Origin of the sequence: Lactiplantibacillus plantarum, assembly GCF_014131735.1 — a bacterium.
Taxonomy (GTDB): domain Bacteria; phylum Bacillota; class Bacilli; order Lactobacillales; family Lactobacillaceae; genus Lactiplantibacillus; species Lactiplantibacillus plantarum.
On record NZ_CP039121.1, the window covers coordinates 2,422,356 to 2,439,384 of the forward strand.

Annotated in this window: 16 protein-coding genes and 1 other annotated feature; of the genes, 8 read left to right on the forward strand and 8 right to left on the reverse strand. The window is 45.3% G+C overall.

Features of this window, described 5'->3' with window-relative positions:
* Positions 1-250: 250 nt before the first annotated feature.
* Positions 251-577, forward strand: coding sequence for an ArsR/SmtB family transcription factor (locus E5260_RS11490; protein WP_003641203.1), 327 nt, complete (start codon positions 251-253; stop codon positions 575-577).
* A 191-nt stretch (positions 578-768) separates the two neighbouring features.
* Here E5260_RS11490 and E5260_RS11495 read toward each other — a convergent pair whose 3' ends face one another.
* The 3 genes from E5260_RS11495 to E5260_RS11505 all read right to left on the reverse strand — a co-directional run bounded on the left by E5260_RS11495 (position 769) and on the right by E5260_RS11505 (position 3,956).
* Positions 769-1,650, reverse strand: coding sequence for an RluA family pseudouridine synthase (locus E5260_RS11495; RefSeq protein WP_003641202.1), 882 nt, complete (start codon positions 1,648-1,650; stop codon positions 769-771).
* A gap of 42 nt (positions 1,651-1,692) precedes the next feature.
* Complete coding sequence (gene recQ / locus E5260_RS11500) at positions 1,693-3,501, reverse strand: DNA helicase RecQ (RefSeq protein ID WP_015379962.1); 1,809 nt, start codon at positions 3,499-3,501, stop codon at positions 1,693-1,695.
* A gap of 257 nt (positions 3,502-3,758) precedes the next feature.
* On the reverse strand, positions 3,759-3,956 hold the full coding sequence (locus E5260_RS11505) for a helix-turn-helix domain-containing protein (RefSeq protein ID WP_003641200.1): 198 nt from the start codon (positions 3,954-3,956) through the stop codon (positions 3,759-3,761).
* A gap of 536 nt (positions 3,957-4,492) precedes the next feature.
* Between E5260_RS11505 and E5260_RS11510 the strand changes: the two genes are divergently transcribed.
* From E5260_RS11510 to E5260_RS11535, 6 genes are all read left to right on the forward strand, one after another.
* A complete protein-coding gene (locus tag E5260_RS11510; RefSeq protein WP_003641198.1) occupies positions 4,493-5,725 on the forward strand; it encodes an RNA polymerase sigma factor sigma-70 region 4 domain-containing protein in 1,233 nt (410 codons plus the stop codon).
* Between the two features lie 35 nt (positions 5,726-5,760).
* Positions 5,761-7,167, forward strand: a complete 1,407-nt coding sequence (locus tag E5260_RS11515; protein WP_003641197.1) for a C69 family dipeptidase — start codon at positions 5,761-5,763, stop codon at positions 7,165-7,167.
* A gap of 123 nt (positions 7,168-7,290) precedes the next feature.
* Positions 7,291-7,543: a binding site (T-box leader), on the forward strand.
* 77 nt (positions 7,544-7,620) lie between these two features.
* Positions 7,621-8,628: an aspartate--ammonia ligase gene (gene asnA, locus E5260_RS11520; RefSeq protein WP_003641196.1), complete on the forward strand. Its 1,008-nt coding sequence runs from the start codon at positions 7,621-7,623 to the stop codon at positions 8,626-8,628.
* Between the two features lie 38 nt (positions 8,629-8,666).
* Entirely contained in the window at positions 8,667-9,962 is a 1,296-nt protein-coding gene (asnS, locus tag E5260_RS11525) for an asparagine--tRNA ligase (protein ID WP_003641195.1), read from the forward strand.
* 170 nt (positions 9,963-10,132) lie between these two features.
* Positions 10,133-10,762, forward strand: coding sequence for an NAD(P)H-dependent oxidoreductase (locus E5260_RS11530; RefSeq protein ID WP_003644060.1), 630 nt, complete (start codon positions 10,133-10,135; stop codon positions 10,760-10,762).
* A gap of 108 nt (positions 10,763-10,870) precedes the next feature.
* On the forward strand, positions 10,871-11,344 hold the full coding sequence (locus E5260_RS11535) for a MarR family winged helix-turn-helix transcriptional regulator (protein WP_003641193.1): 474 nt from the start codon (positions 10,871-10,873) through the stop codon (positions 11,342-11,344).
* Between the two features lie 275 nt (positions 11,345-11,619).
* On the opposite strand, the gene E5260_RS11540 is transcribed toward E5260_RS11535, so the two are convergent.
* Positions 11,620-13,509: an FAD-binding protein gene (locus E5260_RS11540; protein WP_003641191.1), complete on the reverse strand. Its 1,890-nt coding sequence runs from the start codon at positions 13,507-13,509 to the stop codon at positions 11,620-11,622.
* 186 nt (positions 13,510-13,695) lie between these two features.
* Here E5260_RS11540 and E5260_RS11545 point away from each other — a divergent pair, with 186 nt between their 5' ends.
* The gene (locus E5260_RS11545) at positions 13,696-14,622 is read left to right on the forward strand and encodes a LysR family transcriptional regulator (protein ID WP_003645746.1); all 927 of its coding nucleotides are present in this window, start codon (positions 13,696-13,698) and stop codon (positions 14,620-14,622) included.
* Between the two features lie 70 nt (positions 14,623-14,692).
* On the opposite strand, the gene E5260_RS11550 is transcribed toward E5260_RS11545, so the two are convergent.
* From E5260_RS11550 to E5260_RS11565, 4 genes are all read right to left on the reverse strand, one after another.
* On the reverse strand, positions 14,693-15,244 hold the full coding sequence (locus E5260_RS11550) for a helix-turn-helix domain-containing protein (protein WP_003641189.1): 552 nt from the start codon (positions 15,242-15,244) through the stop codon (positions 14,693-14,695).
* A gap of 99 nt (positions 15,245-15,343) precedes the next feature.
* A complete protein-coding gene (locus E5260_RS11555) occupies positions 15,344-16,096 on the reverse strand; it encodes a helix-turn-helix domain-containing protein (protein ID WP_003641188.1) in 753 nt (250 codons plus the stop codon).
* A gap of 67 nt (positions 16,097-16,163) precedes the next feature.
* Positions 16,164-16,658 carry a kinase gene (locus E5260_RS11560; protein ID WP_024002936.1) on the reverse strand — a complete coding sequence of 165 codons (495 nt, stop codon included), beginning with the start codon at positions 16,656-16,658 and terminating at the stop codon, positions 16,164-16,166.
* Positions 16,659-16,746: 88 nt separating this feature from the next.
* Positions 16,747-16,866, reverse strand: coding sequence for a putative metal homeostasis protein (locus E5260_RS11565; protein ID WP_003645748.1), 120 nt, complete (start codon positions 16,864-16,866; stop codon positions 16,747-16,749).
* Positions 16,867-17,029: the final 163 nt, after the last annotated feature.

Below are 17,029 nucleotides of genomic sequence, written 5' to 3' on the forward strand. Positions count from 1 at the left end.
GTACTTACTTTTAACAAAAAGGTTTGACAATCGATTAACGACTTGCTTTAATTATACATAAGTACGAACGTTCCAATAACAATTAGTCTAACTGACAACTTGTAGACTTAAAGTTTTCTTGGCTGCAACTATTTCACCAGAACTTGAACAATCGAGCTGTCATACCAACACTTAACAACTAATTCAGCGTACTGCCGATGGGGGGAGTTAGTCCTTAAGTGTAAATTGAATTTGAAAGGACGCAGTCACCATGGCTAATTTTCAACAATCCGAAACGGCACTTATTGAAAGTGCCACACTAATTAATATCTTCGCCGAAAAAATTCGGCGTCAGATTATCATTGCTCTGGGGAACAGTGATAATGGTCTCAACGTTACTGATATTACCGCCTTGGTCAATATTTCACGCCCCGCCGTTTCACATCATCTACGCTTAATGCGTGAAGCTGGGGTCATTGATATGCGCAGTAACGGAGTCGAGCATATTTATTTTCTCACGTTAACCGCACCATTACAGCAATTACAGGCAACTTTTGCGACGCTAACGGCTGATAACGCGCCACTTAGTCAGTCGTAAGCACTAGCGCCTCATTCAATAGTCACCGCAACCTTCAGGATAACGCGGGCCTGCAACTTACCCGCTAAACGTTAGCTTGATTTTAGACGGTTGCCAACCAAAAATCGGCACTGCCAGAATGTTCAACGCATTCTAGCAGTGCCGATTTTTATTAACCATTCATCCGGATGGTCACTGGTCCTAAACTGAACTCAGTCGTGATTCAAGGCTTGCAGATCAGCTGGCAATGCCGCCTCAAAGTGTAAAATCTGTTCCGAAAAGGGGTCAAAGAACTGTAAACTAGCGGCGTGTAAGGCTTGCCGTTGAATCCACGCCAAGTTACCGCCATACAGCGCATCACCTAATAAGGGGTGCCCAAGCGCGGTTAGATGAACCCGAATTTGATGCGTCCGTCCAGTCACAAGTTCCAACCGTAACCGACTCACGTTATGCTGCAATTGGTCCGCCTCCACTTGATACGTCGTAATGGCGCGTTGGCCCGCCGTGGTGACCACTCGCCGAGGACTGTCAGCCACCCGGCCAATCGGGCGATCAATTGTGCCACTAGCCGGCGTAATGGTCCCTTCGATCCAAGCTTGATACGTCTTCACTAATTGCGCCGCAATTCGGGGCTCTGTCAACATCCCCTGCGCCACCCGATGTTTAGCAACTAACACAAGGCCACTCGTATCCCGGTCCAACCGCGTGACCAGGTGCGGTCGTTGATTACTGGCATGACTGGCTATCAAATAACCCTTGATTCGATTGACCAACGTATCGGTCCGATTACTAGGCCCCGGCACGCTGGTTAACCCGGCTGATTTATTAAGAACGAGCCAATTAGCATCTTCATACTCAATTTGGATTGGTTGTTCGCTGACGACTACCGCTGTATCCGGTGCCTCGTCTGGTAGTTGAATTCCCGCAATATCGCCATCATGAATGGTAATAACGCCCGTTTGAACTTGATTATTGACAAGAAACGCGCCGGTGCCATGCTTGATTGCCTTGATTGTTCGCATACTGATGGCATGCGTCGTCAAGAATCGTTTCATTGCCATTGGTTGTCCCTGGTGTTGCCAAGTAAATTCCATACGTGTTACTCCATTTCATCTCGTAGTTTACCAATCAGCCATCTAATCGGTTTCCTCATCGGTGCTAGTTGCTGATTCCGCATGAGCTGCCGCTCGAATCGTCGCCATAAAGGTTTCACCATACTTTTCAAGTTTGCTGGTCCCGACCCCTTTGACCGTTAAGAAAGCTGCATCGTCTTCTGGCATCAGGTCACACATCGAATGAAGCGTCCGGTCAGAAAAAATCACAAATGGTGGTACGCCCTGTTCTTCCGCCAATTGGCGCCGAAGTGTCCGCAATTGTTCGAAGAGGGCACTGTTCTCTGGCACCGTCTGCTGCACCTTTTGGGCCGTCTTTCGGTGTACCGTGGTCGTTCCTTTAAGCACGGCCACTCCACTCGCTGAGACTGTCAGCGTTGGATACTGACCACCCACCGACTGCAAATAACCGCTCGCAGTCAAAAAATCGATCAGTTCCACGACACTCTTCTGTCGCTGCCCGGACATCAACCCGTACGTCGACAACGTATTGAGGTTCGATTCGCGGACCCGTTGATTATTAGCGCCCGTCAATACCTGGGCCACGACCCCTTTACCGAACCGGGAATGAAGCCTAACGACGCACGATAAGACTTGTTGAGCTGCCGTGGTGATATCCTGTGATTCTCGCTGATCAGTACAATTACTACACCGACCACACGGCGCGGATTTTTCACCAAAGTATTTCAAGATAAACTGTTGTAAACAGCCCTGGGTATTCGCATACCGTGTCATCACCTGTAGCTTCTGATACGCCAGGTGTCGGTGCTCCGTATCCATCTCCGACTCATCAATAAAGAAGTGCTGAAGTTGAATATCAACCGGTCGAAAAATCAAAATCGCTTCACTAGGTAACCCATCCCGGCCAGCCCGACCGGCTTCCTGATAATAAGCTTCCAAAGTTCCGGGGACCTGCGCGTGAATCACAAAACGCACGTTACTCTTATCAATGCCCATTCCAAACGCGTTGGTTGCCACCATGACGTCAACACGGTCGTACAAGAAATCCTCTTGGTTTTGCCGCCGAACCGCATCATCTAGCCCAGCGTGGTACGGCGTGGCCTTAATATCATGCTTTTGCAACAAACTCGTCAGACGCATCACTTCTTTACGGGTGCTGGCGTAAATAATCCCGGCTTCACCATGATTAACTTTCAAATAATCTAAAATGTAACGGTCCGTGTCTTGGTCCTTGACCACCGTCAAATCCAAGTTATCGCGGGCAAAACCAGTATTCACTTCATGTTGTGGATCGATCGCTAAGCGGCCGCAAATATCCGCAGCAACTTGCTCAGTTGCCGTCGCCGTTAAAGCTAGAACTTGCGGATGGGTCGGCAATTGTTCAATCGCCGTGCTGAGCGCTAAATAACTGGGACGAAAATCGTGCCCCCACTGTGAAATACAGTGGGCCTCATCAATTGCTAACAGTTGAATGGGCAACCGGCCCAGCGCTTGAATAAAGTAATCCGAATCTAACCGCTCGGGTGCCACGTAAAGTAAGGTATAATCCCCCGCCCGTAGTTCTTGGAGCCGTTCGTTAATCTCTTGGAAATCCAGTGAACTGTTAATAAAAGTCGCCGCGATGCCATTATCATTTAACGCGTCTACCTGATCTTTCATTAAAGAAATCAATGGTGAGACAACGACGGTCAGCCCCTGAAAAAGTAACGCTGGGATTTGGTAACATAATGACTTACCACCCCCAGTCGGCATAATCGCTAGGGTGTTTTCACCGGCCAACACTTGTTCAATCACTGCTTTTTGCCCCGGTCGGAATTCATCATATCCGAACGTGGTCTTTAATACTTGCTGTGCCGCCGCTAAGTCAATCATCACACGTAAACTCCCTCTTTGAATTAATACTCTCATTCTACCGAGAATACCGGCCCATGACAAGAACGCGCCCCGGTAATCACTAGGTACGTTAAGTCGCACTTGCGCCACGAAAACTATCAAAATACCGAAAAGTGCCCGTCCCTATTGATTTTATAGGAACGGACACTTTAAAGAGACCGATATCGATTAAACGACCATGTCAGATTGGCCATCAAAGGGCACTCGCCCACACAGTTTATATGTACAATGCTGACTTAGCCTTGCTTGGGTCGGCCACGGTGATCCACCAAACCTTCCATGCCGTGTTGTCGATATTTTCGTACCCATGTATAGACTTGTGGATACGAAACATTAAAATGCTTAGCGGCTTCTCGATAATCGTTGCAATGGTCCAGCGTATACTTTACGATCGCAATTCGTTCTTCCAGCGTTGCGCGTCGTCCTCGATCCATGACTCGGCCTCCTCTCATTCACTACTATTCATCATACCAAGAGTTCTCAATTTTTTGTAGCTTTTTCCCCGTGACTTGCCTGATTCGTTGCGATTTTTAATAAATTATTTCGAATCAGTCCAGTGCACCTAGCGCTCATCTTAAAATAAATTTGTTAACGCAGTTATTTTGCTTGCATTTAAGAACGTATGTTCGTATACTCGTATTGAGGTGATTAGCATGCAGTCAAAAAATCTAACCGTTAAGTATTTAAATAAAAGCAAGATATTAAAGTTGGACCCCTTTATGTTGTACTTACAAGTCACGCCATTAAAGGCGACCGAGCCTATGCCCATCAACTGCATCATCGTCAAGCATGCATTGACTTTATTTTACCAACTCCAACCTGACGCACAACTAGCACTCTACGGTCACTATAACACCAGGCACCAATTCGTGATTACCAAATTCATGGTTCGATCTGCAGTGCAAACACTAGCCAGCTAATGTACAAAGCCGCTAAAATATAAGTACTTAGATCAGAGGAGCTGTTGTCGATGATGCCAACGAACCTAACCTTACTTGAGCGTAAGATCTCAAATAACTTGAATTGTCTATACTTTGTCAACCATCCCGTTTACCGTATTCAAAAGGACCATCAATTAGCACTCGCTTCAGAATACAACCTTGCCGGCAACGTGACCGAAATTATCTGTGATGAACAGCAGCGCTATCATATTTTATTCGTGGCGCGTAAAGAAATTGTCTTAACTGAAAAGAAGGTCGCTAAAGTAACCAATAACCAGCTCGGGCAGGATACCGTTCAATTTCTGGCGACGCTGGGATACCAGTTTCCCCCTGCGCAGCCGGCCGGTGAACTAAGCCAACCCACGATCCTACCTTCACCAACGGAATTGAGTGAATGTCCGACCGCTTACGTAATCATCGACTGCGAGTTCGGCACTCGCTTTCGTCGTAATGGCTCCGCTAAAGCCGTCAGTTGGCACGTCATCGAATCACCCGAATTACGGGCTAGTATCTTCCAGCTCAGTGCCATCGGTTTTTCCCATCATACGCAGACAGCGCCTTTTTTCAATCGTTACTTCGATGATCCTAACTTTTTACCTGACAAAAAGTTGGCCGGTTTATCAGCAACTGGCTTAACGACCGTCGCTTACGAGGCGCAAGGCGACCCCCTGACGATTCTAAAAGCATTTATCCAGCAAGTTATCCAGCCACAACTCCCCCTCGTTTTTTGGGATCAGACACAGGACATGAAACACATTCGATTATTACTAACTCAGTATTATCAGCAATTGACCCCCACCGAACAGCAGCTAGTCAGTCGCCCGGTCACGATTTTTGATGCCCAAGCCTATACGAATACCTTGATCAATCGTGGCAACCATAAGGTCGGTAGCCATGATCTGCCATTAAATGGCTTAGCCGCACTCTTTAATATCAGCAATCCACACCAGCATAACGCCATTTGGGATGTTCAGACAACTGAATTAGTCATGGTTAAGCTTGCTGAACTAACTCACCAAACGCCGGTAATCACTACACCGCCTGCACCGATCGCACTACCAGCTACGGTGCCAGCGGTGGTTCCGTCAATCCAGACGCCTAGCCCCACACCACAACATGCCAGCCACGCGCAAGTTCACCAGTTACGGGCACGTGGCAAGACTTACCGTGAAATTGCGGCGGTCACCGGTTTTAGTATTAGCGGGATTAATTATATTCTCAAAAAAGCCCGTTCTATCCCGACCCGCTCAGAAAGCGTATAATGATATTAATAGCTTAAAAGGAGTGTTTTAATATCATGGAAAAACGTATTAAAGGTTCATGTACCACGATTCTCGTCGGTAAAAAAGCCTCAATCGATGGCTCGACCATTATTTCACGAAACGATGATGGTCACGAAGCCCTAGACCCCGAACGATTAGTTGTGGTCAATCCCGCAGATCAACCCCGGCACTATCAGTCCGTCATTAGTAAGGTCGAAGTCGACTTACCTGACAATCCCTTACGGTATACTTCAATTCCCAACTCAATCTTGACCAATGGGACCTGGCCAGCAGCAGGGATCAACAGTGAGAACATCGCCATGTCCGCAACCGAAACCATCACCACGAACTCGCGTATCTTGGGAATCGATCCCTTCGTTGCCGGCGGAATTGGTGAAGAAGACCTTTGCACCCTAGTATTACCATACATTCACAGCGCCAAGGAAGGCGTTACTCGTCTAGGTGCCCTGCTTGAACAATACGGGACTTACGAACCAAACGGTATCGCTTTTTCTGATCAAGACGAAATCTGGTGGTTAGAAACCATTGGTGGTCACCACTGGGCTGCTAAACGTATTCCTGACGATGCTTACGTGGTTGCTCCGAACCGCATGAATATTGACGATTTCGATTTTAACGCTGATGATACCTTAGCTTCAGCTGACCTTGAACAATTAATTGAAGATTACCACTTGAATCCTGACTTTGACCGTGTCAACTTGCGGCACATCTTTGGAAGTGCTTCAATCAAAGATACGGTTTACAACAACCCCCGGGCTTGGTTCGGTCAGAAATACTTCACGCCGGACGTTGTGCAAGATCCAATGGAACAAGACTTACCATTCATCTGCCATGCTAACCGTAAGATTTCTATCGAAGACGTCAAGTTCGTTTTGAGTTCTCACTTTGAAAACACGAAATACGATGTTTACGGGAGTGGCTCTGAAGCTGACAAAACCCTTTTCCGGCCAATCGGGATCAACCGTAACCACGATGTGCACATCTTACAGATTCGCAACAACGTCCCCGCTGCTGTTGCCGGTATTCACTGGTTAGCCTTTGGTGCCAATACCTTCAACACGGTCGTACCATTCTATGCAAATGTCAATGACACGCCAGCTAGCTACAAAGATGCGGACGGCACCTTTAATCTCAACCACATGTACTGGTTAAGCTGTACAACCGCCCTTTTGGGTGACACCGACTACGACTTTTACGTGGATATGCGGAATAGTTACGAACTCGAAGCCATGAGTGCTTACCGTAAAATCGAGAATGATACCGACGCTGACTTGGCTAACCACCAAGACGTCACGGCCTATCTTGAAACGGCTAACCAACAATTGGCCGATACCGCGATGAAGTTACAAACTAAATTACTCGGCGATATGGTCATTGCCGGTTCTGAAAAAATGAAATTACGTTATAATTTGAACGATTAATTAAGCCCGGTAGCTTGCGGTTTTAGCTAAGATTTTTATGGTGAATTCATGAGACTAAACTAATTTATTTTTAATTTAGTGGTTTACAAATACCAGAATCGTGCTAATATAAATGTCACAAGATAAAAAACGGAGGAAAGAGGAGTACGATTAGTCAACCTGCCAGTGAATCGGGAGTGAGTGGAAACCCGACCAGAACTTGACTAATCCGAAAAACACTTTCTTAGTTGCTAACTGAAATAACCTCGTTAAAGTAGGATTAGCCGTTAACCGGTACGTTACCATCGGTGGTGTATGTTTGTACACTATTTTAAAGCTGGTTTACTGTAAGGTAAACAACTTGGGTGGTACCGCGAAAGAGTCTTTCGTCCCTTGATAATTCAAGGGATGGAAGGCTCTTTTCTTTTTATCCTGTAACTAAAATCTGAACTTATTTTAAAGGAGACCACGCATATGCATTTAATTATTCCAAAGGATTACGATCCTAAATTATCCGTTAAAGAAACCCAACAGGCCATTCGTTACATTCGTGAAACGTTCCAAGATGAATTTGGGAAGCAACTAAACTTATCTCGGCTTTCAGCACCGATGTTCGTTGAAAAGAAAACTGGTCTGAACGATAACTTAAACGGTGTCGAAAAACCTGTCTCCTTCACTATGCAAGACATGGGTGATGAACAAATCGAAATCGTTCACTCACTTGCTAAGTGGAAACGGGTCGCTTTAAAGCGCTACGGTTTTGATATGCATGAAGGTCTCTACACGAACATGAACGCTATTCGTAAGGATGAAGATTTAGACAATTACCACTCCGCCTACGTTGATCAATGGGATTGGGAAAAAGTGATCAGTAAGGAAGAACGAACCGTTGAAACTTTGAAAGCCACGGTACGTCAAATATTTAAAGTGATCAAGCACATGGAACACGAAGTTTGGTACAAGTTCCCACAAGCCGTTCACCACTTACCAGACGAAATTCACTTCTTAACCACACAAGAGCTCGAAGACATGTACCCTGACATGACGCCGCGCGAACGCGAAAACGCCATTTGCAAGAAACTCGGCTGTGTCTTCTTAATGCAAATTGGCTGGAAGCTTGATTCCGGCGAACGTCACGATGGCCGCGCCCCCGACTATGATGACTGGAAATTGAACGGCGATATCCTCTTCTGGTATGAACCATTAGACCAAGCTATCGAAATCTCAAGTATGGGAATCCGGGTCGATGCTGAATCAATGAAGAAACAACTTAAAGACGTGGACGCCGAAGACCGGCTTAGCTTGCCATACCACCAAATGATCTTGAACGCGGACGTCCCTTACACGATCGGTGGCGGGATTGGTCAATCACGGCTCTGCATGTTATTACTTGGCAAAGCCCATGTCGGTGAAGTACAAGCTGCCTTGTGGCCACAAGCCATGATCGACCAATGTGCCGAACATAACATTCATTTACTTTAATCTGATTTAAAATCCAACAAGAAGGAGTGATCAATATCATGGAAACCATTAGTATTATCAACGCCGCTGACCATGTCAATGAACAAGTTAAAATTGGGGTGTGGATCAGTAATAAGCGTTCTAGCGGCAAAATTGCCTTTCTTCAATTACGCGATGGCACTGCAACTTTTCAAGGGGTAGCTCTCAAAAACGAGCTCGGTGAAACAGCTTTTGCACAACTGACCGACCTCGCGCAAGAAACTAGCCTCTGGGTCACCGGCACGATTCATGCAGATACCCGTTCCCCCTTTGGCTACGAGCTTGCCATCTCACAATTTGAAGTGGTTGGGACTAGTCACGACTACCCGATCACGCCCAAGGACCATGGTATTGATTTCCTGTTGGATCATCGCCATCTTTGGCTACGGTCATCGCGTCCCAACGCAATTATGCGGATTCGCAACGAGGTCATTCGAGCCGTTTATGAGTTCTTCAATGACCGCGGTTTTATTAAGATTGACGCGCCGATTTTGACCGGTTCCGCTCCTGAAGGGACGACTGAATTATTCAAAACTGATTACTTTGGTCAGGACGCCTATTTATCACAATCCGGCCAGTTATACGGTGAAGCTGGCGCAATGGCGTTCGGCAAAATCTTCACGTTTGGACCAACTTTTCGGGCCGAAAAATCCAAGACTCGTCGCCACTTAACAGAATTCTGGCAACTTGAACCTGAAATGGCCTGGATACATCAAGATGAAAGTCTGGAAGTCCAAGAACAATTGGTGGCCTACCTCGTTCAAGCCGTGATTGACCATTGCCCCCACGAACTGGCCGTTTTGGACCGCGATGTTGCGACGTTGCAAAAGTACACCAAGCTCCCATTTCCGCGAGTTTCGTACGACGATGCTATTACACTACTCCAAGCGAACGGCTTTGACGTCGACTGGGGTGTCGACTTTGGCTCACCGGAAGAGACATTTTTGGCAGAACACTTTGACCAACCAGTCTTTGTCTTAAACTATCCCAAAGCAATCAAGGCCTTTTACATGCAGGCACACCCGACGCGCGATGATGTCGTCATTGCAGCTGACCTGTTAGCACCTGAAGGTTACGGCGAAATCATCGGCGGTTCCGAACGCTCAACGGATTATGACTACTTGAAGGAACGGTTACTAGCCAGCGGTCAAGACTTGCAGGATTACGAGTGGTATCTCGATTTACGCAAATATGGTTCGGTGCCGCACTCCGGTTTCGGTATGGGTCTGGAACGTTTTCTGGCTTGGATCACTTTGCAAGATCACGTTCGCGAAACCATTCCGTTTCCACGTATGTTGCACCGTATTTACCCGTAAAGTCGCTCCAACCTAGTGCTAGTAGCATTGGTTAATCAAAATTAATCGTGCATCCTTTAAATTCCCCACGCATTTTCGAATGTGTGGGGAATTTTTTATCTTATTTGTTGACAAGCAACAATATTCAAGATAAAATGTTGCTTGTCAACAAAATTAAGGAGCTGTTTAAAATGACAAAATTATTAATGATTAATGCTCATCCACACACGACCGTCCCCAGTGCCTCACTGACCGTTGCAGCGAGTTTTAAAACTGCGTATCAGCAAACCCATCCGAACGATGAGATTACGACACGCGATCTTTATCAGGACGGCGTTCCCGCTTTGAACGACACAACCTTCGAAGCTTGGCGTAAACAAAAATACGGTGAAGAACTAACGTCAGTGGAAGCTGAACTACTTAGCCGTCACGCCGCCTGGCTAGCTGAATTTCTAGCAGCCGACAAGATCGTCTTCGTTAATCCAATGTACAATCACTTTCTTCCAGCCGAACTCAAACAATACTTAGACTTAACCGCAGTCGCCCGTAAAACTTTTAAGTACACGGTCAACGGCCCGGTCGGCTTATTACCCGACAAACACGTCTTACACATTCAGGCTGCGGGTGGCTACTATCACCAACCTGATCAGCACAACCAGGTTGAAGCAGGCGACCCCTACCTCCGTGGCATGATGCAACTGTATGGGATTCAGGATTACCGAACCATCTTCATTGAAGGATTGGACCAATTTCCAGAACAGCGAGAACAGGCCATCACTGCCGCACAGGTAGCAGCAGAAAAACTCGCCGGTGAATTTTAAAACCGGTATAATAATAGTAATAAAAGCTAATGATTAATTGATAATTGCGCGCTAACCACCACGAGAACCAGTCGCCATGACGCACAACTATCTAAGGGGGATCAATCGATGTCAATATCCACGGAACAGACAATTCTAACGCAGCTCAAAACGATTCGAACCAAGCGTGCTTCCACTACTGGTGAACAGAAATGGTTACAGCAGCATATCACCGAAGCCAATCTACGCCGCCTGTTGCCGGATATTTCCATCGTTGGCCTACATTTATTATCTGAACTAGAGGCCGGTCCACAAACGGGCATCGACTTAGCCACTAACCTCGGCGTCACTCGAGGTGGTGTGACCCGGGCAGCCAAACGACTCGTAACGCAGGGCTTAATTGGCTCATTCCAGCAACCCGATGATCACAAAAAGATCTTCTACCGCTTAACGCCGAGTGGTCGTAAGCTGGCCCGCTATCATGATAAGATGCATGCAACCCGCAATCATCAAGCAATCACGCTCCTTCATGAACACTACTCACCAGCAGAACTTGCGGTGATTCAACGCTTCTTGGCTGATTTGACGGATTATGAAGCTTAATAAAACCAAAAACACCGCTACGACTAATGCGTTCGTTAGTCACAGCGGTGTTTTTGAATTTCTAATGATTAGTGATTTTGTAATCGATACTTGCGAATTGCTATAATCAATGACAACGTGTTGAGTACCAATGATAAACTGCTGAGGAGTAAACTCGTTTTTGTAATACGCATGAGCGGCCTCCATTGATTGAATTTGTTAATTCTAGTTTACCGGTATTACGCACTAAAAGATACTAAAAGCACTAGGTGATTCGTGGATTGTGCGATCAGTGGTTAATCATTTGACACGGTCTGTTTGGCCTGGGATAGCGCGTCCTTGACTGCGGCCTTGATGGCACGGCTCGATACAGAAGCGCCGGAAACTGCATCCACATCATAAGTGTTAGCAGCCACCATTTTTGCCGGCAATTCGGCAACTGCCTGACCACCAACTTCACCAGTCTCATGTTGTTCAACTACTTCAACATGAGTTAATTGTTGGTCAACATACGTGATACGAACCACAACTTGCCCACCAATGCCATCATCTGAGCGCCCTAAGTATTGGTGTTCACCAACTGTGATGTCCGGTGATGCTTCAGCTAGCAAATCATTGGCACCAGTCTGATGCACCGAAGCACTAGTATTCGCATCCGGCTTAGCCACTGCTTTTTCATCGACTAATTGTATCGTTTCTTCCTTAGGTTTAGCTGCATTTTCACCAGCGATTTTTCCAAAAATCAGGCATTCAGCTAAATTACCGCCACCTTGATACTGATTTGCACAAATACCGCCCAACTCACCTGCACCATACAAGTGCGGAATAGGTTGCTGATTTGCATCTAAAATCTCTGCCCGGTCATTACGACGTGGCCCCCCTTGGGTATTAAGTACGTTGTTTGTTAACTTAAGCGCATAATATGGCCCACCATCAAATGCCCGCATCGTATCAACCTGCCGATTAAACGCGTAGTCAGTACCAGACTCAACAAAATAATTGAAATCATGAACGGTCTTGGTAAGTACCGTACCATCAACTTCCATAACTCGTGCTAAGTCGTTTAGAGTAGTGGCCTTCACAACTAAATCGGTGAGATTATTAATCGGCGTATATTGACTTGCTAACATCTGTTGATACTGAGTTTCATCAAAAACCAAGTATGGATGGACATTTGTCCGCGGTACTCGCCACATTCCATGATCATAAATGTGACCGTGCCGGTTGGCTTCACTCTCATCAAAATACCGACTACCGTCATCAGCCACCGTAATAACGCTACCATGGTTCACTTCCGGCCAGCCTAAAATCAAGCGACCACGTTCACCTTGTGGTACGGCAATCGAAAGACCATGTAAAAATCCGAGTGATTCATAATTTTGCATGTGCCAAAAGTCCGCGCCAACTTCTTGGGCCATCTTAATACCAGCACCCTTATTAAACAGCGTGCCTAATGGTGCCAAGTGCTCAGCACCAAGGTAGTCCTGGATGGCTTGTTGATTATTTTCAAAACCACCACATGCTAGGACTACACCATTGGTAGCTCGAACATTAACTAAACGATGCTGACGTTCGATTTGGACACCGATAATTGTATTCGTAGTGGGATCTTGAATCAGATGTTGTGCCGGAGCACTAAGCCAGACATCAATCTGTTGCTGCCGATCTAACACTTTTTGTCGAAGAATTTTCCACAAAGCTGCATCAAAAATGCCATGATGGACAGTTGTAAAGTCATAGGATTGGACTCCATCAAATTCAGGAAACTCATGAACTGCACTGTCTAATGAAATTGGAGAATCAGCAGCTGTAAAATCATTTTTGACACTCACCGGGTCAACATTGAGATACTTTTGAACATAGTCGCGCATATTCGCCATGCCCGCTACGAAAGTATCAACCATACTATCGTCTAATTGCATGGGTGCCGTTAAGTTTTGATAATATTTTTTACCCTCATCGAAACTATCTACCGTTCCTAAGAGTTGGGCAGAATAACGGGTATTGCCTCCTTCATGACCATTCGGCGCTGCATCCGTGAGCAATACCTTCGCATGTGCATCCGCCGCAAACCGCGCTGCTGTCGCCCCGGCACCACCAAAGCCAATAACTACCGTATCATATTGATAATCCCATTTAACCTGATTCATTTTTTGGAGCATGCTGACCACCCTTTCAAAATCCATTTAACGTATTCTAAAGCACAATTGAAATTGATATTTAAATCACAAACAGAATCATTTTTTAACTACATCTGTATTATATAACCGCTTTCATTTTTATAGAAATAACAATCTGATTATCTGTTATTACAAATGAGTAATGGGTTATACTTGATTTTAATAAGATTAAGCATTAAAGGTGGCGATTTCATGGAAAATAAATTGTTAGTATTTTTAGAAGCTATTCAACAGCACAATAGTATGACGAAAGCTGCACAAAGTTTATTCATCAGTCAGCCGTACATTAGCCGCACAATTAAAAGTGCGGAAACTCATTTTGGGACCCCCTTAATCGACCGCGGCCATCATCCACTTGAATTAACTTATGCTGGAGAAAGATTACTGACTTATTTGCAAAGTGACGCCCGTCTCCATCAGCGAATGAACACTGAACTTAAAGAAATCAGTCAAAATAAGTATCAAAGTATGACGATTGGGATTACACCACCAATGGCTAATGCTTGGTTTAGTCAAACACTACCTGCTTTTTATCAACGTTTTCCGAACATTCGCACTAAAATACTAGAAATCACAACATCAAAAGCAGAAACGTTGCTAGCTAGTCATCAGCTAGACTTTTTTATTGGCAAAACAATTCATCAAACTAACGTCAAAACCATCCCTTTGCAGACAATTTCTTTGTCTTTAGTCATTCCAAAAACAGCCGGAATATATCAGTCCAATCAATTTTGGCGACCGTTCACCCCCACCATTCTTACAGGAATGACTGGTGAGCCTGTCATCCGTGCAGTCGGTGAAGCTCGCTTTCAAGAACTGGTTGACCATTACTTTGCCGATAAAGGCATTCAAACGATTCCACTCATTGAAGTCGATAACTCTCGCTTTGCACTAAGCTTGACACTTCAAGGACTTGGTAGCATTGTTCTAGCCACTGCAATGTTGGCAAGACTAGCCACTGAACCAGCCAAGTACCCTATCAATGCGTTCAAATTACCAACAAGCGAGCTCAGCCTTGATTTTAGTATTGCCTACTTACCAAGTCACGTGCTAGCTAAACCGATTGCTTATCTAGTCGAACAAGCTTGTCAAACCTTTAATCCTGCGATTGATTTTTAACATAAAACGCAAACTGTCAGCATCTATTAAGCTAGATGATTGACAGTTTGCGTTTTACTTTCAAAATAAATCACCGGTAGTAAATCATGTTCAACCCCACCAGCTGTTGCATTAGTTGCTCATTTTCTGGTGATAGTTTGATTTGTTGCTGCCGCAGACATTTGGAGATGTCTAAGTTCATTCTGTCGAATACTCCCAGTACTGAACCAGTTCGTTGTTCCAATAGTTCCTGATAATAAGTTGCCAGCAGCTGTCGTAACGGTTGCTCATTCGTGGTATTTAGATTAGCAACTAAATCACTAATTATGCCCACAGCAACACGTGCCCGATCCTGCCCCCCGCTGTACCATTTCACCGTCATATCTGTTCGACTCCTTTTACGCAATAACAACTGCCACCATGGTCGCTGAACAGGTCTTCTGCTCAAACCTAATAACTCATCCGTCGAGACAGCAAATAGTTTGCTCAGTGCTACCAACAACTCTAAATCTGGATAACTTTTCCCTAACTCCCACTTGGAAATAGTTTGCCGTGAGACGTGTAACCGCTCCGCCACCGTCTGCTGGGACCATTCATGCTGTTGTCGTTGCTCTTTTATTTTAGTACCAATCACAATTTTCATCCTACCCGCTCCTCTATTAAAATACTAGACTATTGGGTGCACCAATTCATTGCAACACACTTAAGCGCTACCGCAACGGTTGGTTGCAACCACTCAAGATCAAGTCTCGGTATGAAAATGTTGATACAACGACTTTCCTGAAACTAACAATTCCACAACTTGTTGAGGATCATCAACCGTCACACCTTGTCGTTGCAAATAACTGACAAATTGCGGTAAATAGTCGCTGGCCTTCAACGCACATTCCAGCTGATAAGTTTGGGCATTAGTCTTTAAAATCAATTGAAAATAATCCGGATTGAAATCAAATGGTGAAAGTCGTTTGCGACACCGATAACTGATGGTAACTCGCTGCAGATCTGTATAGTGGATTAGTTGGCACCGTGGACAATTGAACACAATTTGGCGAAACTTCGTCAATGTCGATGCAGCATACGTATGCAACTCAATGGTAGCAGGCTGAATCACCCAGTAACTATTGATTCCCACTGGAACGACCACAATCAATCCAACAATATAAAGTGATAAAAAGAGCCACCACGGCTGATAACCAAAACCAGTAAATAATAGACAAACAAATAGCCAAAATAATCCGAGACCCAGAAGTCGCCCAAAGCTTAGTCGCCGACCAACAACATATGGCTTTGGAAAGAAAGCACTACCACGAACTAATTCATCCAAGGATAGATTATACAGATCCGACAGTGCCAGTAAATTATCGATTGACGGAATCGCCTTTCCGCGTTCCCACTTAGACACCGCCTGAGTCGTAACAAATAACTTGGACGCTAATTGCGCCTGTGTCAATCCATACTGACAACGACGCGTTTTCAATAATGCTGCGAGTAACATTGGCTCGCCCCCTTTATGATTTCAGCTTAATCCTCAACCACGATCAAACCAATCAACTCATGGTTGTTTAGTCACAATCATACATGGCAGTCATAATTTGTTGAACTTCCGTTGTTAAATCTTGTTGCTCGCCAATTAAGACTTCGTTAGCAACGCCCAACGTATCATGTGGAAACCACCACCGACGCATGTCTTCCACACCAAAATCACGATGACGATTTTGATGGCGCGCCAAGGTCGTGGCAAAGCTCACTTCAAAATAATAAGTAAGGACGCGTGGAAACGATTGACTAAGCCGCGCCAACATTTTTCCATACCGATCACGTGCTAAGATGCCTTCCACAATGACTACAGGCACACGTCCCAGCCCATAGCACGCAATTTGTTCAATCAGACCAATTGAAATATTTCCCGGGTAATCATGACTCATCAGCATGTCGCGACGAACGACATCTTGGGACACTAGCAACGTATGATGGCCCACGCGTCGTTGCAACGCCTGCGCTAGCGTCGTCTTGCCACTCCCAGAATTCCCCCGAATAATCACCAAAGTTGTTTCCATCCACATGTCCTCCACTCATTCCTGTATCTTAATCATACCGCACAGCTAACAAAAAAACGTTAGCCAAATTGGCTAACGTTCGCTGATACTATTTGGCTTTACTGGCGTTACGTCGGGCATCATGTAAAATCTTCAATGCGCGTTTCCGCGATTTTAAGTTGGTCCCCCGTAGACGCCTGCGCGCACTTGCTAAATCTTGTTTTTCCATCATGGGTGCCTCCTGATAAATAGTAATTATTACCATTTAAATTATAATCAATCTTATGCTTACGTCAACTATTATGCAGCCAGCTGACATTGACAGATACAATTAGCTCCCAATAATTAAATTATCATTTATTAGACTAACGGCAATGACAATGTTACCCTTA

Excerpts from the sequence above, each read along its gene's own strand:
- E5260_RS11490 (WP_003641203.1), top strand. The coding sequence starts at position 251 with ATGGCTAATTTTCAACAATCCGAAACGGCACTTATTGAAAGTGCCACA.
- E5260_RS11495 (WP_003641202.1), bottom strand. The coding sequence starts at position 1,650 with ATGGAATTTACTTGGCAACACCAGGGACAACCAATGGCAATGAAACGA.
- recQ (WP_015379962.1), bottom strand. The coding sequence starts at position 3,501 with ATGATTGACTTAGCGGCGGCACAGCAAGTATTAAAGACCACGTTCGGA.
- E5260_RS11505 (WP_003641200.1), bottom strand. The coding sequence starts at position 3,956 with ATGGATCGAGGACGACGCGCAACGCTGGAAGAACGAATTGCGATCGTA.
- E5260_RS11510 (WP_003641198.1), top strand. The coding sequence starts at position 4,493 with ATGATGCCAACGAACCTAACCTTACTTGAGCGTAAGATCTCAAATAAC.
- E5260_RS11515 (WP_003641197.1), top strand. The coding sequence starts at position 5,761 with ATGGAAAAACGTATTAAAGGTTCATGTACCACGATTCTCGTCGGTAAA.
- asnA (WP_003641196.1), top strand. The coding sequence starts at position 7,621 with ATGCATTTAATTATTCCAAAGGATTACGATCCTAAATTATCCGTTAAA.
- asnS (WP_003641195.1), top strand. The coding sequence starts at position 8,667 with ATGGAAACCATTAGTATTATCAACGCCGCTGACCATGTCAATGAACAA.
- E5260_RS11530 (WP_003644060.1), top strand. The coding sequence starts at position 10,133 with ATGACAAAATTATTAATGATTAATGCTCATCCACACACGACCGTCCCC.
- E5260_RS11535 (WP_003641193.1), top strand. The coding sequence starts at position 10,871 with ATGTCAATATCCACGGAACAGACAATTCTAACGCAGCTCAAAACGATT.
- E5260_RS11540 (WP_003641191.1), bottom strand. The coding sequence starts at position 13,509 with ATGGATTTTGAAAGGGTGGTCAGCATGCTCCAAAAAATGAATCAGGTT.
- E5260_RS11545 (WP_003645746.1), top strand. The coding sequence starts at position 13,696 with ATGGAAAATAAATTGTTAGTATTTTTAGAAGCTATTCAACAGCACAAT.
- E5260_RS11550 (WP_003641189.1), bottom strand. The coding sequence starts at position 15,244 with ATGAAAATTGTGATTGGTACTAAAATAAAAGAGCAACGACAACAGCAT.
- E5260_RS11555 (WP_003641188.1), bottom strand. The coding sequence starts at position 16,096 with ATGTTACTCGCAGCATTATTGAAAACGCGTCGTTGTCAGTATGGATTG.
- E5260_RS11560 (WP_024002936.1), bottom strand. The coding sequence starts at position 16,658 with ATGGAAACAACTTTGGTGATTATTCGGGGGAATTCTGGGAGTGGCAAG.
- E5260_RS11565 (WP_003645748.1), bottom strand. The coding sequence starts at position 16,866 with ATGGAAAAACAAGATTTAGCAAGTGCGCGCAGGCGTCTACGGGGGACC.